Origin of the sequence: Aeromonas bestiarum, assembly GCF_028751155.1 — a bacterium.
Taxonomy (GTDB): Bacteria; Pseudomonadota; Gammaproteobacteria; order Enterobacterales; family Aeromonadaceae; genus Aeromonas; species Aeromonas bestiarum.
In genome coordinates this window covers 2,496,482-2,511,892 of the sequence record NZ_CP064746.1, presented here as the reverse complement: position 1 = coordinate 2,511,892, position 15,411 = coordinate 2,496,482, and the positions used below count along the sequence as shown (strand labels likewise).

Here is a 15,411-nt window from a genome sequence, read left to right as displayed (position 1 = left end):
AAAGGAAAAGCGTACAACTGTTTGCTACATCTGTACGCTGAAAATGGAATTTTGCATAAAAAAAGAGCGCCCGCAGGCGCTCTTGTCGATAGGCAGATGATCAGAATTTCATGTTGAACTGAGCGGAGGCGAGGAAGGCGTTGCCGTGGGAGGTACCCTTCCAGCGCAGCGCTTCATTGCTTTCGACCAGCTTCTCGTTGACGTCAACTTTCTTGCCGTCCAGATAGGCCATGCCGAAATCGACGCTCATGTCCTTGTCGATGTGGTAGGTGGCACCGGCGCTGTACCATACGCGGTCGGAATCCGGGATGCTCAGGCTGCGATATTCCGGCTCGATCGGGGTCTTGTCGTAGGCGAAGCCGATACGCGCTTCCCATGATGGGTTGACGTACCAGGTACCGCCCAGAGAGTAACGGGTGGAGTCCTTGAACTTCTCCGGCTTGTACAGGCAGACGCCAGCACCGTCGGTGCTCTTGCACTGGTCACTGGTGGCCTTGAGCTCCTGGAAGGCGCTCCAGTCGGTCCAGTTGACGGAGTAGTGAACGGCAAATTGCTGGTTCAGACGGTGGTAACCGGCGAACTCGGCCTGGGCTGGCAGATCCAGCGGCAGTTCGCCACTGACGGTCTTGAAGCCGGAGGAGGTGCCCTGATAGTCACCCTTGAACTTCAGATCTACCTGGGAGCGATAGGTCAGGGCGAAACGGTTGTTCTCGTTCACCTCATACATGGTGCCCACGTTCCAGCCGTAACCCCAGTCATCTCCTTTCAGGTGGCTGACGATGGTGTCCTTGCCGATACCCGGCACGCCACTCAGCGGCGGTACGGCGGCCAGTACACCGGCGCGGCGGTTCAATTCAGCCTTGGCATACACCAGGTTCAGACCGGCACCGACGCTGAAGTGCTGGTTGACGCGGTAGGCGATGTTCGGGTTGATGTTGAAGGTCAGCAGTTCTGTGTTGCCGGCAACTGAGCCCCCGTTGAAGTTGTCGGAGTACTCGGTGGCCAGACCGTAGTTGGAGAACATGCCGATGCCCCAGGCCCACTGGTCGTTCAGCGGCTGGATGAAGTAGGTAGCAGGCACGAAGGCGCTCGGTGCGATACCGCTTTCGCTGGCGCTTGCCAACTTGGTGGAGCCGGCATAGATATCACCATTTACATCCACGTCCGGCTTGATATAGGTGCCGGAGACGGAGAGTGCCATCTTGTCAAAGCGGGTCATGGCTGCCGGGTTGCGGGACAACACGGAGGCGTTGTCCGCCACGGCGGCTTCCCCTGCATACGCGCGACCCAGACCGGAGGCTGAGTGTTCGTTCAACTGGAACGCGGCGGCGAAGGTTTGGGTACTGGCCAGGGTGACGGCGGCAGCGATCAGGCTCTTTTTGAAAAAGGCAGTTGTCATAGTGTTCTCTCTTGTAGGCAGATTTTCTGTCAGCATCAGGGCTTTTTTGCCACCGTATACGACAAGATCTGTTGTTATTTCAGCTTCTTCCCATTCAATTCTGGCGTGATTCTATGGATCTGGTAGGAGGTAAGAAATCAGACCAGTGACAGCAGAATACATAAAAGTGTCTATTGTGTTAATCATTTGTTTTAACTTGGCGTTTAAATAGTCTCTTTTGCCACTTATTGAGTGAAATCTGAGCGTTAAGGATGATCTGCGTCACAAAAATAATTTTGACCATTTGCGGTGATTGGGCGGCAAATGAGTGAGGATTGTGGTGGGAATGGAGAGGAACGGGCAGACAACCGGATTGTCTGCCCGTGTAGTTGACTCTATGCGGTGCGAGTCAGGATTGGGTTAACCCCTGTTAAATCGACCAGTGCAGACGGGATTCCAGCGCCTGCGCCACCGGATCCAGCGGCTCCTGCATGTCGCCGATCAACACCATGTTGGCCCCCTTGAGTTGCACTATCTCCCCTTTGAGCTGGCCATCTTCGAAAGTGGGCTGCAGGGTGAGCGGCACATGCTTGGGCACCAGGAACAGGGTCACGGGCCCCATCTTGCCCTGGAACACCATGTGCAGCGCCGGTCCCTGGTAGAAGGCACAGTGATTGACGTAGGTGACCTTAAGGCCCTGCATGCCCATCAGGGTGGCGCCGTATTTCTCCATCTTGGCGTTGATGGTGCGCAGGCTCACCTTCTCATCTACATCCTTGATGAAGGGTTCCTCACCGTAGACGTGGGCCATGGCGACCTGGGCGAGGGAGAGTTCAGCGGGCGGTGTCAGCGGCCAGCTGAGCCAGCGGGTGCTCATGCCGAGCAGGAAGGCGACCGAAGCGGCCATGGCCAGCGGACGCCAGTGGCTGCGCGGGCGCACCGGCAGGGGAACCAGGCTTTCCTGCTCGGCCTCCAGCGCCTGTCTGAGCAGGATGCGCTCGGCCAGCCCGGCCGGTACCTCGACCTCCAGCGCCTGATGCAGGCGACGATCCAGTTGCTTCATCTCGTCCAGATGCTTGCGATTGGCGGGGGAGGCCTGCGCCGCGTCGACAAAGGCGGGGTCATGCTCCAGCGGATGGGCGATGGCCCGACGGCGAAATTCCAGCTCATCCATTGGTGTGTCCTCTCTGTTGTGTCGCTGACTCCATGGCCTCTTTGATCTGGTTGCGGGCCCGAAACAGGCGAGTCATGACGGTGTTCTTGTTCAATCCCAGTTGCGCCGCTATCTCGTCGCCGCTGAAGCCCCCCAGCACCTGCAACAGCAGAGGCTCCTGATATTCGGCGGGCAGGCGGGCTATGTGGCGTCTGAGCCACTCGTTCTCCATCTCCTGCTCGTTGTGCAAGGCATCCGGATCGCTTTGGGGATGCTCGTCGAGATCGATGAGATCGAACTGCTTGCGCTCGAACCTGCGCGCATTTTCCCGTCGCAATATGGTGATGAGCCAGGCCTTGGCGGCCTTGTCATCGAGCAGCGAGTCTATGCCCTTCCAGGCGCGCAGAAAGGTCTCCTGCACCAGATCCTCCGCCACCTGCGGATCCCGGCACAGCCAGTAGGCGTAGCGATAAATGTCCCCGTGCAGGGCATGCACCAGGGCTTCGTATTTGGTCTGTTTGTCTGCCATGTATCCATAGACCGGGGAAGCAGTGGGATCCTTTCCGACCGTGGCACCTTTTTTTCTGAAAAAACCTAACGCCATCGCTGGGCTTCCTTTTTATATGAGGGTCCTCAAGGGTCAGTGACCCAGGCGGGCCAGTTGCCTGAGGCCATAGGCTATCGCAAAAGTTTCATACGCGCATAGCGGGCCGGCGAGGCCTTGCCATGGGCGCTGACGGTCGGCGGGGGTGACCTGGGTGGCAAAACAGGCGCGATCCAGCGTGGCGAGTCCGGCGGCAAGCGCGGGGGCATGGCGACAGGGCAAGCCGCTGAGGTGCGTATGGCGCCGTGGCCAGCGCAGGCTGGCCCATGCCAGCAGGGCCGCTCTGGCGTGGTTTGCATCCTCGCGCTGCAATGCCCGCTGCAAGCGATAGAAGGTGTGCCAGCGTGGCCACCCTTGCCAGAGGGCCCGCAGCAGCAGGGCCCAGATCACCCAGTGAAGGCTCTCATGGCTTGGGTCGGTGAAGGCTTCCTGTGCCTGTGCGCCCGCCTCTATGCGCAGCGGGGTGGCGGGCAGGCGGGCATATTCGATGCGCCCGCTCCGGGTGTTGAACCAGGGCAGGGTGATGGCCGGCAGCAGGTAGTCGCCTGGCGCCGTGGCCGTCAGGGCCTGACGCCATTGGCGCTCGAAGCGCAGCGCCCCCTTGGCGAGAAAGCGCTCCTGCTGCTGTTCCCCATCCGGTCTTGCCTGCATGCCGGCGGGCAGGGCCGCGGGCCCGGTGAGCCCGGGCAGGGTGAGCCGGTTGCCATCACCGCCCTCCATCACCAGCGTCAGGGTGCGGATCACAGGCTCGCCCTCCCTGGCGCCCGAGGTCGGGCTCAATTGCTGGCTCAGAGTCAGCTGGCTGGCCACGGGTTGCTGCGGCGCCTGGTCGATTTTCACAAACAGGGTGGCCGCTCTGGCCGAGAGGGGGTCACTGGTGCCGTTATCCTGGGGCAGGCGGCCCTGAAAGCGCGGCGACACCAGCGGATGCAGCCCGGGCTCCCTGGCCTGCAGCAGCCAGTTGCGGGTCAGCCGACCCGGCAATCCCGCCCCCGCCGGAGCCTGCCACTGATCGTTTCCCAGGCGGCGGATGGTGAAAGCGTCGCTGGCCGGCTCTGTGAGATTGGGGGCCTCCATGTTGGCGGGCAGCCAGAGGCTGAGCTGATAGATGAAGGGCTGGCCCGGATAGAGCGGCCCCTGATGCAGCACCCTGGCCTGCAGCTCTATGGGGGAGATGGGCTGGCTGGGTTGGGCTGCCAGCGTGCCCGCCTGGCTGCGCTTTGGCAGGGGCAAGGCCGGGGTCTGCTCCGGCCCAAGTGACAGGGAGGGCACGACCCCGGGGCCCGTATCCAGGGTGTGCAGCGGGATCTGCCAGCGGGTCAGGCTGTGCACGGGAGTGGTGACCCGGCTCATGGTCACCTTGCCCACCGCGAACTGGCGCAGCAGGGGAGCAATGGCGAGTTCGTTGCTCTGGCGCTCCCCGTCCGCCTCTATGATCAGCAGCCAGTCACGGCTGTCGGCCCCCGGCAACAGCTCGGCCCTGGGCGGCGCGGCCAGGGCCGGGGTTGACAGCAGGCAGAGCAGCAGCCAGCAACGCAGCCAAGGCCACAGAGGATTGATCTTCACCAGGTGTCATCCCCTTTCAGCGCTGAAGGCCAGGTGCCTTTTACCTCTTCCTTGAGCTGCTGGCGACGCTGGGCCTCCTTGCGCAGCCGCTGCTCCAGCAGTACCACAGGGGGGGCTGGCGGCAGCGGCGCGTCCGGGGTGGCGGCCTGCTCGGGGGCGTCGATGGGCTTGGGATCCTGCGCTGCCGGGCTGGCCTGGGGCGGCTGGGCCCGCAGCAGGGCGAGGTTGTAGAGCGCATCCTGGTGGCCCGGCTCCAACGCCAGCGCCGCCAGATAGGCTTGCTCGGCGGCGACCAGATCCCCGAGCTGCACCAGCGCGTTGCCCCGGTTGTAGTGGGCGGTGGCACTGTTCGCACTGGCGTAGGCGGTGACGGCCCGGGCGTAGTCACCGGCTCTGTACCAGGCATTCCCCTGCCAGACGGGGTCCTGGAAGCGGCGAGCCGCCGCCAGATAGTGCCCCTGCTGGAACGCTTGCCAGGCCTGGCTCTCCTGTGCGGAGAGCGCAGGGGCTGGGCTGGCCTGCGAGGGAGGTGGGGTGAAAAGACCCGCGCCTGCGACCAGCAGAAGCAGCCAGAGCGTGCCGACGCGAGCCAGCAGGGCGAGCGGCAGCAGGGGCAGCAGCAACCAGGGGCCGAGATCCCGCGACTGATGGGCCGTCAGCGTCTGGCTCATGGGCAGGGGCGCAAAGCGTGGCAGCCCGGCCTGCAGCCATTGCAACTGACCGCCAAGCTCGCTGGCAAGTTGCTGCATGGTCGCCACATCGGGGGCGGGCAGCTCGCGGCCGAAGGGGGCGCCAACGCCTTGTACCTCGCTGGCGGCCGGCGGCAGCCTGCTGATCTTGCCGCCGTTGGCGAGCAGTATGTCGAGACGGGGCGCCGCCCGCTCATGACAAAACAGGCTGCCCTGACAGGGCCAGAGCGCACGGATCCGGTCTGCCTGCCTCGCCGAGAGACCATCGGTGACCAGCAGCAGGCGTGCCTGCTGGCCCGGGGGGATCTGGCCGAGCGCCAGCGCCACGGCGCGCTCGGGCGTACTCCCTTGTTTGGGCATGATGGCCGGGCGCAGGTCGGGCAACAGCAGCGCCATGGCCTGGTGATCCCGGGTGGCGGGCATGGCGAGGTAGGCATCGCCGGCAAACAGTATGAGGGCGATGGGGCGTCCCTCCTGGCTCGAGCGGGCCTCGGCCAGCATATCCTGCAGCAGCACCCGCACCCGGGTGGCCCTGTCCGGCAGCAGATCGGTGGCCAGCATGGAGCGGGAGAGATCCAGCAACCAGATGTCGAGGGCCGGCGTCGGTATGGCCTGGCTCTGCTGGCGCAGGGCGGGGCCGCTGAGGGCCAGTATGACGGGCAGGCCCGCCAGCCAGATCCAGGGCAGGGTACGTCGGCGGCCCGGTAGCAGGTAGGCCTGCATGGCGGGGGCGAGCAGCTGTGGCTGCCGGCGGCGACGCCAGCCCTGCCACAGCCAGGGCAGCAGGGCCAGCAGCCAGAGCGGGCGCAACAGGATCAGCTCCATGACGGCCATGCCTGGCAGGGGGGCTTAATCATGAGCCTGCTCCCGTGGCGGTCGCAAGCGCAGACGCAAGGAGCGGGGCCAGCGCAGCCGGGCGGGCCAGCTCAGCAGCAGCCAGGCCAGTGCCAGCGGCCAGGGGTAGAGCTCCACGTTTGGCCGATAGCGGGTGTGGGGCGTGGCGATGGGCTCCAGGGTATCCAGGGTCTGGTTGATGGCAGCGAGATCGCTTTGGGTGCGGGCGCGGAAATAGCGGCCATGGCCCACCTTGGCCAGCTGTTGCAGCAGGGCCTCGTCCAGCTCGGCGCTGGGATCGCTCTGCGCCGGAGCCAGTGCCGGGGACAGTGCCTCGGCAAAGGTATCGGGATCGGCCCCCACCCCCAGGGTATAGAGGGTCATGCCGCTGGCGGCGGCCCGTTTGGCCTCGCTCAGGGGATCGGCGCTGCCTGCGGTGTTACGACCATCTGTGACCAGCAGCAGGGCGGTAGGACGCTTGGGGTCGGCGTGCTGGCGGGCCAGCAGTATGGCTTCCCCCAGCGCCGTGGTGCGGCCCACCAGATCGAAGTCCAGCTCGCGGGCCAGGGTGAGCAGGGCCTGGGTCTCCTGGGTCAGGGGCGAGAGCAGGTAGGCGTGATCGGCGAAGACGATGAGGGCGATGCGATCGCCGGGGCGCGCCTGGATCAGCTGACTTATCTGCTGGCGCACCGCACTGAGCCTGTCCCGCTGCTCCCCCTCATCCAGCATGTCCTGGGTGCGCATGCTGTCGGAGAGATCCACCGCTAGGATCAGATCCCGGCTGCTCTGGTAGCTGACGATGGGCGGCTCCTGCCATTGGGGACGGCACAGCGCCAGCACCAGGGCGCACCAGCACAGCGCCATGCGCCACAGTGGCTGGCCGGCATGGGCACGCAACAGAGGAAAGCCGTCGTGTGCCAGCGCAGCGCCGCTGTGCGGGCCGGTTGAACGTGGTGGCAGGCCGAAGCGCACCAGGAGTGGCAGCGCCAGGGCCAGCGCAAACCAGGGCCAGGCGAGGATCATGACGAGCTCCTGATGCGCAGGCGCGTCAGGCCCTGTTGCCAGCGGCGTCTGAATGCGATCACCCCAGGTGGCAGGCAGCAGCAGGCTCGCCCCCAGCTGAGGTAGGCGCGGCGCAGCGCCTCGCACTGGCGGGCATCCGGTATCCCCTGGCCGTAGAGCCAGTGTGGCCAGAGGGTCGCAAATTCACGAAACTGGCTGCCGCCCTGTCTGTCCAGAAACGCGAGCCAAGCTTCTCCTTGCAAGGTGCGCGCCTCGGGCCAGCGGCCAAGGGCGGCCTCGCGCAGCACTGCCTGCAATCTGGGCACCAGCTCGGGCGCCTCCCAGTCGATTTGTCGCTGCCAGCGGCGATAGCGCAGCAGGCTGAGCAGGGCTGCACCGATCAGCGCCCCCATCAGCAGCATGATCAGCAGCGCCCACCAGCCCTGAAGGCGGGGATCCGCTGCCTGGGTCAACATGGGGCCAGGATGGATATCGCGCAGCTGCGCCGCCAGCGCAGACATGGGTGGCGCGCTTGAGACGGCGGCGAGCAGGCTCAGAACTGGCGACATGCACCCTCCTGCCACTGACGCTGCAGCGGCTGGCCGTTGTCGAGCCGGTAGAGACGCTGCACCAGCGGCAACAATTGCTGATGGCACTGCCTGGCCAGTCGCTCGGCCGCTCGCTGGTAGCGGTGGGCAAAGCCGGGCTGAGTGGCATCGAGCCAGCCGCGTTGTCTGCCCGCCTGCACCGCCAGCCGTCCCTGCGCGGGCAGGCTTGCCTCCAGCGGATCCCGGATCTGCCAGCAATGGATGTCGTGGCGGCGACCGAGCAGTTGCAACTGTTGGCGGAGTGGCTCATCGCAGGGCTGGTGATCCGTGATGATCGTCAATCTGGCGCCATGGGGCAGGGTGAGCCGTGCCAGGGTCCGGGCCAGCGAGTGCGGCAGGGGCGTGCGATCCAGCCCCTTGTCATAGTGGTGGCAAAGGGCCTCCAGCAAGGGTACCAGGGAGCCGTGCTGGGGCTGGACATGGCACTCAACGCCGTGGCAGATCAGGGTGTTGGCCTGTTTCTCCCCCTGCCACAAGAGGGCTGCTGCCAGCTCGCAGCCCAGCCGGGCCTTGAGTTGCACCTGTGAGCCGAAGTACATGGCAGGGGAGAGATCAATCAGCAGCCAGTGGGCCTGATCCTGCTCCTCGCTATAGAGTCGGGTGTAGGGGCGACCGAGCCGTGCTGTGACCCGCCAGTCGATGTGGCGCACCTCATCCCCCGCCTGATAGGCGCGCAGCTCGCGAAAGGTGAGTCCCGGCATGCGGCCAAGTCTGCCCTGCTGGGCCGGCTGGACACGCGCCCTCGGCCCCTGTCTCGCCCACAGCCGGATGGCCAGCAACTGGGCCAGGGTGAGGGCAATATCGGCATGCGCGCGGGGATCCGGGTAGGGAGTTAGGGGCACGGTATCGCGTCCAGCAGCCGGGCGATCAGGGTGTCGTTGTCCAGGTTGTCTGCCAGCGCCTGATAGCTGGGAATGAGGCGGTGGCGCAGTATGGCCGGCGCCAGCTGTTGTATGTCCTCCGGCAGCACGAAGTCCCGTCCGGCGAGCCAGGCTTGGGCGCGGGCGGCGCGTGCCAGGCCTATGCTGGCCCTGGGGCTGGCACCCACGGCGATGAGGGGCTCAAGCTCGGGGCACAGGCCGCTGCCCGGGCGGGTGGCGCACACCAGCTGCACTAGATAGTGCTCTAGCCGCCCCTGCATCTGGACTGCCTGTACCGCCGAGCGGGCCGCCAGCAGGTCGGCCTGGCTCAGGGTGACTGGCGGTGGCGTCAGTTGTTCGCCCCGGGCGTTGAGTTGCAAGATGGCGAGCTCCATGGCGGGGCTGGGGTAATCCACCAGCAGCTTGAGCAGGAAACGGTCGAGCTGGGCCTCCGGCAGCGGGTAGGTTCCTTCCTGCTCTATCGGATTTTGCGTCGCCGCCACCATGAACAGCGGTGGCAGGCGCCAGCTCTTCTTGCCCACCGTGATCTGGTGCTCGGCCATGGCCTCCAGCAGCGCGGATTGCACCTTGGCAGGGGCCCGGTTGATCTCGTCCGCCAGCACCAGATGGTTGAACAATGGGCCGGGCTGGAACACGAAGCTGGCATCTTGCGGGTGAAACACCTCGCTGCCGGTCAGATCGGCAGGCAGCAGGTCGGGGGTAAACTGGATGCGGGCAAAGCGCCCCTCCACGGCCCCGGCCAGCGCCTTGACGGCGCGGGTCTTGGCAAGACCTGGGGCCCCTTCGATTAACACATGTCCTTCACATAGCAGGGCGATCAGCAGCCCCTCTATCAGTGCTCCCTGTCCCAGAATTTGACTGCCAAGATAGTCCCCAAGCGCTCTGAACTCGGCCGCTGCCATGTGATGAACCCGTTGTTTTTATGGAGGTTGATCTTTTTATACTCCAGTTGGCCCCCAAGGGCGAGGGAGGGTGCAAAGATGGGGGCAATTTAGTTTCAATCAGCCGTATGAAATTTGTGAGTGGATTGTTAAGATGTGGCCCAATGGAGGTCAGACCTCTTCCTTTTAATCTTCTCGTTTAACCAAGGAGCCAGGATGAAACAGCCATTGAAACTGACGACTCGCCAGGGCGAACGGATTGCCGTCGTGGCGGGTCTGCGTACCCCCTTTGCCAAGCAGGCCACCGCCTTTCACGGCGTGCCCGCGGTGGATCTCGGCAAGCTGGTGGTGAGTGAACTGCTCGCCCGTACCGATCTCGATCCCAAACTCATCGACCAGCTGGTGTTCGGCCAGGTGGTACAGATGCCGGAAGCGCCCAATATCGCCCGCGAAATCGTGCTCGGCACCGGCATGAGCGTGACCACGGATGCCTATAGCGTGTCGCGTGCCTGCGCCACCAGTTTCCAGGCGGTGGCCAACGTCACCGAATCCATCATGGCCGGCACGGTCGACATCGCCATCGCCGGTGGTGCCGATTCTTCCTCCGTACTGCCCATCGGCGTCAGCAAGACGCTGGCCCGCGCTCTGGTGGATCTCAACAAGGCTCGCAACCTGCAGCAGCGCTTCAATATTTTGCGGACATTGAGGATCAAGGATCTGATGCCAGTGCCGCCCGCCGTGGCCGAGTATTCTACCGGTCTCTCCATGGGGCAGACCGCCGAGCAGATGGCCAAGAGCCACCAGATCAGCCGCGAGGCGCAAGATGCGCTGGCCCACCGCTCCCACACCCTGGCCGCCCAGGCCTGGGCTGATGGCAAGCTGAGCGGCGAGGTGTTCACCGCCCACGTACCCCCCTACAAGTCGCCGCTGGAGCGGGATAACAACATCCGCGAAGCGTCCGATCTGGCGAGCTACGCCAAGCTCAAACCCGTGTTTGACCGGGTGCATGGCACTGTCACCGCCGCCAATGCCACCCCGCTAACCGACGGCGCCGCCGCCGTGCTGCTGATGCGCGAAGGGCGGGCCAAAGAGCTGGGGCTCGAGCCGCTTGGCTATATCCGCAGCTTCGCCTTCTCTGCCATCGATGTCTGGCAGGACATGCTGATGGGTCCCTCCTATGCCACGCCGCTGGCGCTGGACCGCGCCGGCATCACCCTCGCCGATCTCACCCTGATCGACATGCATGAGGCCTTTGCCGCCCAGACCCTGGCCAACCTCAAGATGTTTTCAAGCCTGGAGTTTGCCCGCAGCAAATTGGGCCGGGATCAAGCCATCGGCGAGGTGGACATGGACAAGTTCAACGTGCTCGGTGGCTCCCTGGCCTATGGCCATCCTTTTGCCGCAACAGGTGCGCGCATGATCACCCAGACGCTGCACGAGCTGCGTCGTCGGGGTGGGGGATTGGGGCTTAATACCGCCTGTGCGGCGGGTGGGCTCGGTGTGGCCATGGTGTTGGAGGTAGAGTGATGAGCGAGAAGACTTTTTCCCTGGCGGTGCGCCAGGATGGCATCGGTATCCTCACCATGGATGTACCGGGCGAGAGCATGAATACCCTGAAGGCCGCCTTCGTGGACGAGATCCGCACCGTGCTGGCCGAGGTGAAGGCCAACAAGGAGCTGATCGGTCTGGTGGTGGCCTCCGGCAAAAAGGACTCCTTCATCGCAGGTGCCGACATCAGCATGCTGGCGGCCTGCACCAGTGCCCAGGATGCCCAGACGCTGTCGCGGGAAGGGCAGGTGATTTTTGCCGAGATCGAGTCGCTGGCCATCCCGGTGATCGCCGCCATTCACGGTCCCTGCCTCGGCGGCGGGCTGGAGCTGGCGCTGGCCTGCCATGGCCGGGTGGTGACAGATCACGCTAAAACCGTGCTGGGGCTGCCGGAAGTACAACTGGGTTTGCTGCCGGGCTCCGGCGGTACCCAGCGGCTGCCGCGTCTCATCGGGGTGGCCAAGGCGCTGGATCTGATGCTGACTGGCAAGCAGGTGCGGGCCAAACAGGCCAAAAAACTGGGACTGGTAGACGATGTGGTGCCGCCCTCCATCCTGCTTGATGCTGCCATCAAGCTGGCCAAGAAGGGCAAACCCCGTCACGAGCTGAAGCGGGATCTGCAGGGCAAGCTGCTGGAGACCAATGCGCTGGGTCGCAAGGTGCTGTTCGATCAGGCCCGCAAGGGGGTCAAAGCCAAGACCCGCGGCAACTACCCGGCGCCGGAGCGGATCCTCGAGGTGGTACGCATCGGGGTGGAAGAGGGGATGCAGGCCGGCCTCGCCGCCGAGTCCCGCCACTTTGGCGAGCTGGTGATGACGGCGGAGTCCGCTGCCCTGCGATCCATTTTCTTCGCCACCACCGAGATGAAGAAGGAAGTCACCTATCAGGGAGCCGAACCGCGCAAGGTCACCCACGCCGCCGTGCTGGGCGGGGGCCTGATGGGGGGCGGTATCGCCTTCGTCACCGCCACCAAGGCGGGGGTACCGGTGCGGATCAAGGACGTGGCGAGCGCGGGGATTGGCAATGCCATGCGCTACAGCTACGAGATCCTGGCCAAGAAACTCAAGCGTCGCCACATTCTGCGCAGCGAGCTGGAGAAACAGATGAGCCTGCTGTCAGGCACGCTGGACTACTCGGGTTTTCACCGGGTGAACATGGTGGTGGAGGCGGTGTTTGAAGATCTCGCCCTCAAGCATCAGATGGTGAAGGAGGTGGAGCGTGAGTGCGGTGAGCACACAGTGTTTGCCTCCAACACCTCCTCCCTGCCCATCCACCAGATAGCGGCCGAGGCGGCGCACCCGGAGCGGATCGTGGGGCTGCACTATTTCAGCCCGGTGGACAAGATGCCGCTGGCTGAAATCATTCCCCACGCCGGCACCAGTGCCGAGACGGTGGCCACCACGCTGGCGTTTGCTCGTGCTCAGGGCAAGACCCCGATCGTGGTGAAAGACGAGGCCGGTTTCTACGTCAACCGCATCCTGGCCCCCTACATGAACGAGGCGGCGCGGCTGGTGCTGGAAGGGGAGCCGGTGGAGGTGCTGGACGGCGCTCTGCTCGATTTCGGCTTCCCGGTCGGTCCCATTACCCTGCTCGACGAGGTGGGGATAGACGTGGGCGCCAAGATCTCGCCCATCCTGGAGAAAGAGCTGGGTGGCGAGCGCTTCCAGGCGCCGGCAGCGTTTGACAAGCTGCTGCAAAACGATCGCAAGGGGCGCAAGAACGGCAAGGGCTTCTACCTCTATGGCAAGGCGGCCAAAGGCAAGAAGAAGGTGGACGAGAGTGTCTACGCCGTGCTGGGCGTCAAGCCTGTGCCCAAGCAATCCCGGATGGAGATTGCCGAACGCTGCGTGCTGATGATGCTCAACGAAGCGGCCATGGCGCTGGACAGCGGCGTGGTGACCTCGGCCCGTGACGGCGACATAGGCGCCATCTTCGGCATCGGCTTCCCGCCCTTCCTCGGCGGCCCCTTCCGTTACATGGACAGCCTCGGCATAGAACATCTGGTGGGGCGCCTCGAGCACTACCAGAAACGCTATGGCGACCGCTTTGCACCCTGTGATCGCCTCAAGGCGATGGCGGCGGAGCAGCTGAGCTTCTACTAAGCCGCGCACCTTGCCGGTGACGGCAGGGCTGATGTCAAGGAGGCGACCCCGGGGTCGCCTCCTTCGTTTTGCGCGATCCATGCCGTGGGCGGCAGGCACAGTCGGCTGACAACTGGCTGAATTGTGTCCATATTTGTCCTGGCCAAGGGCTAAATTGTTGATCCAGCGCAAAGTAGCCCCCTATTTATTACTTTGGTGGCATAGGACTCAGGCGCTGGTTGGGGTCAAATAGCATCATCAGGAACGGGGAGATAACTCCGTCACGAAAGGGACACCCATTTCACTGGATGAAGGACACATAATGAGTCTGCTTGAACAAACCATCTGGACTGTATTGGGATACGGGGCCATGCCCTTTATCTTCCTGAGCGGGTTTGTGGCGGTGGCAGTGACCTGCTGCTTGCTGCTCAATGCCTTCGGGGTCAAGTCCGCCGAGAAGTGATCCGCTTCTTTCGTTCATACCGCCAAATGCCAGTCTTCGGACTGGCATTTGTTTTTTGAGCCTTTTTCGGTACTTATCCGCACCACACAGGGCAAATCTTTGGCCAAGGTGGTCGAACCGATCGCCGATTTTGATTACACTGGCGCGCAGTTTTTCCACCCCGGATTGACCACTCAAGGTATTCAAGGTTTCTATGGCTCTCAAGGCAACCGTATTCAAGGCTCAACTCAGCCTGTCCGACATGGACCGCCACCAATATCAGGACGTCTCACTGACCCTGGCTCGTCACCCTTCCGAGACCGATGAGCGCATGATGATCCGGCTGGCGGCCTTCGCCTGGCACGCCGCCGAGCGGCTGGAGTTCACCAAGGGGCTCTCCGCTGACGACGAGCCCGAGCTGTGGCGCAAGAACTATTCCGATGAAATCGAGCTCTGGATCGAGCTGGGCCAGCCCGACGAGCGTCGTCTGAAGAAGGCGTGCAACCGCTCCCGTCATGTGGTGCTCTACCTCTACGGTGGCCGTGGCACCAACGTCTGGTGGAAGCAGAACCAGGGCAAGCTCAATCAGCATGACAACCTCACTGTGATCGAGCTCTCCGACAGCCAGACTCTGCCGCTGACCGCCATGGTGGCGCGTACCATGCACCTCACCTGCACCATCTCCGACGGTCAGCTCTGGGTCAGCAACGGCACGCTGGAAGTGACGCTGGATCCCGTCTTGCTGATGGGGCCACCCGCCCGCGAACTGTAAAGAGACTCGCCCATGTTCAGCGCACTGCTCAATATCGTCATCCCAGTGTTTGCCGTGGTGGGCCTGGGTGCCCTCTATGGCCGGCTGCGGCCGGGCGGGGCGCTGGGCTATGTCAACCGGGCCAATATCGAGCTGTTTACCCCGGCGCTGGTGTTCTCGGCGCTGGTCAAATACCCGCTGGCACTGATGGCCCATTTGCCGCTCATCGCGGCGGGGGCCCTGGTGATCCTGTTGCCGGGTCTGCTGCTCTCCCTGCTCAGGCTCAAGAGCATCAGCAGACCGGCGCTGATCCTGCCCGCCATGTTTCGCAACACGGGCAACCTCGGCATTCCGCTGATGGTGCTGGCCTTTGGCGAGCAGCAGCTCGGCGCCATCGTCATATTGTTCGTGCTCTCCAACCTGCTCCACTTCTCGGTGGGCATGTTCATCCTCTCGGCCAATACCTCCCGCTGGCTCTGGCTGCGCAGCCCGGTGCTGTGGGCCGCCTTCGCTGGCTTGCTGGTGGCCAACTTGCACATTGCGCTGCCGGAATACCTGGTGACCAGCGCCTCCCTGCTGGGCCAGATCTCGGTACCCTTGATGCTGTTTGCCCTCGGCATCCGCTTGATGGAAGGGGAGCTTGACCACCTGGGGCTCGCCCTCAAGTGCAACCTGCTCTACCTGCTGGCGGGCGGCGTCTCGCTCTGGCTGGCTGTCTGGTTGCTGCCGTTGCAGGCGGAGTGGATCCCGCTGTTGATGTTGTCGGTGGCGCTGCCACCGGCGGTGCTCAACTACATGCTGTGCGAGCAGTACCAGTGCCAGCCCGAGAAGGTGGCCAGTATCGTGCTCGGCGGCAATGCGCTCTCGGTCGTCGTGATCCCGCTGGCGGTCTGGCTGGCCCTGCACATCAACGGCTGAGCCGGTTTTTTCCGCATTGTTCGTGGACGCCTGTTGGCGTCCGCGGCCTACTCCTTGGCTCTCATCTTCCCCAGT

At 64.0% G+C, this 15,411-nt stretch carries 14 protein-coding genes; 5 read left to right on the top strand and 9 right to left on the bottom strand.

Annotation, left to right across the window (positions count from 1 at the left end):
* Positions 1-100 precede the first annotated feature (100 nt).
* The 9 genes from IU367_RS11615 to IU367_RS11575 form a co-directional block, all read right to left on the bottom strand.
* Complete coding sequence (locus IU367_RS11615) at positions 101-1,399, bottom strand: outer membrane protein transport protein (protein WP_098984128.1); 1,299 nt, start codon at positions 1,397-1,399, stop codon at positions 101-103.
* A 409-nt stretch (positions 1,400-1,808) separates the two neighbouring features.
* Positions 1,809-2,552: a DUF3379 domain-containing protein gene (locus IU367_RS11610; protein ID WP_274451950.1), complete on the bottom strand. Its 744-nt coding sequence runs from the start codon at positions 2,550-2,552 to the stop codon at positions 1,809-1,811.
* Complete coding sequence (locus tag IU367_RS11605; RefSeq protein ID WP_274451949.1) at positions 2,545-3,135, bottom strand: sigma-70 family RNA polymerase sigma factor; 591 nt, start codon at positions 3,133-3,135, stop codon at positions 2,545-2,547. Before IU367_RS11605 ends, IU367_RS11610 begins: the two co-directional genes overlap by 8 nt.
* A 36-nt stretch (positions 3,136-3,171) precedes the next feature.
* A complete protein-coding gene (locus IU367_RS11600; RefSeq protein WP_420796482.1) occupies positions 3,172-4,701 on the bottom strand; it encodes a BatD family protein in 1,530 nt (509 codons plus the stop codon).
* On the bottom strand, positions 4,698-6,215 hold the full coding sequence (locus IU367_RS11595; RefSeq protein WP_274451948.1) for a vWA domain-containing protein: 1,518 nt from the start codon (positions 6,213-6,215) through the stop codon (positions 4,698-4,700). Before IU367_RS11595 ends, IU367_RS11600 begins: the two co-directional genes overlap by 4 nt.
* A 24-nt stretch (positions 6,216-6,239) precedes the next feature.
* A complete protein-coding gene (locus IU367_RS11590; protein WP_274451947.1) occupies positions 6,240-7,247 on the bottom strand; it encodes a VWA domain-containing protein in 1,008 nt (335 codons plus the stop codon).
* On the bottom strand, positions 7,244-7,795 hold the full coding sequence (locus IU367_RS11585; RefSeq protein ID WP_274451946.1) for a DUF4381 domain-containing protein: 552 nt from the start codon (positions 7,793-7,795) through the stop codon (positions 7,244-7,246). Before IU367_RS11585 ends, IU367_RS11590 begins: the two co-directional genes overlap by 4 nt.
* Entirely contained in the window at positions 7,780-8,676 is an 897-nt protein-coding gene (locus IU367_RS11580; RefSeq protein ID WP_274451945.1) for a DUF58 domain-containing protein, read from the bottom strand. The genes IU367_RS11585 and IU367_RS11580 overlap by 16 nt, the downstream gene beginning before the upstream one ends.
* Positions 8,667-9,617 carry an AAA family ATPase gene (locus IU367_RS11575; RefSeq protein WP_103470834.1) on the bottom strand — a complete coding sequence of 317 codons (951 nt, stop codon included), beginning with the start codon at positions 9,615-9,617 and terminating at the stop codon, positions 8,667-8,669. The genes IU367_RS11580 and IU367_RS11575 overlap by 10 nt, the downstream gene beginning before the upstream one ends.
* A gap of 195 nt (positions 9,618-9,812) precedes the next feature.
* On the opposite strand from IU367_RS11575, the gene fadI reads away from it, so the two are divergent.
* From fadI to IU367_RS11550, 5 genes are all read left to right on the top strand, one after another.
* Positions 9,813-11,123, top strand: coding sequence for an acetyl-CoA C-acyltransferase FadI (gene fadI / locus IU367_RS11570; protein ID WP_274451944.1), 1,311 nt, complete (start codon positions 9,813-9,815; stop codon positions 11,121-11,123).
* Positions 11,123-13,246: a fatty acid oxidation complex subunit alpha FadJ gene (gene fadJ, locus IU367_RS11565; RefSeq protein WP_274451943.1), complete on the top strand. Its 2,124-nt coding sequence runs from the start codon at positions 11,123-11,125 to the stop codon at positions 13,244-13,246. The genes fadI and fadJ overlap by 1 nt, the downstream gene beginning before the upstream one ends.
* A 301-nt stretch (positions 13,247-13,547) precedes the next feature.
* A complete protein-coding gene (locus IU367_RS11560; protein WP_005301193.1) occupies positions 13,548-13,688 on the top strand; it encodes a TIGR02808 family protein in 141 nt (46 codons plus the stop codon).
* A gap of 193 nt (positions 13,689-13,881) precedes the next feature.
* The gene (locus IU367_RS11555) at positions 13,882-14,439 is read left to right on the top strand and encodes a YaeQ family protein (protein ID WP_274451942.1); all 558 of its coding nucleotides are present in this window, start codon (positions 13,882-13,884) and stop codon (positions 14,437-14,439) included.
* 12 nt (positions 14,440-14,451) lie between these two features.
* On the top strand, positions 14,452-15,336 hold the full coding sequence (locus IU367_RS11550) for an AEC family transporter (protein ID WP_274451941.1): 885 nt from the start codon (positions 14,452-14,454) through the stop codon (positions 15,334-15,336).
* Positions 15,337-15,411: the final 75 nt, after the last annotated feature.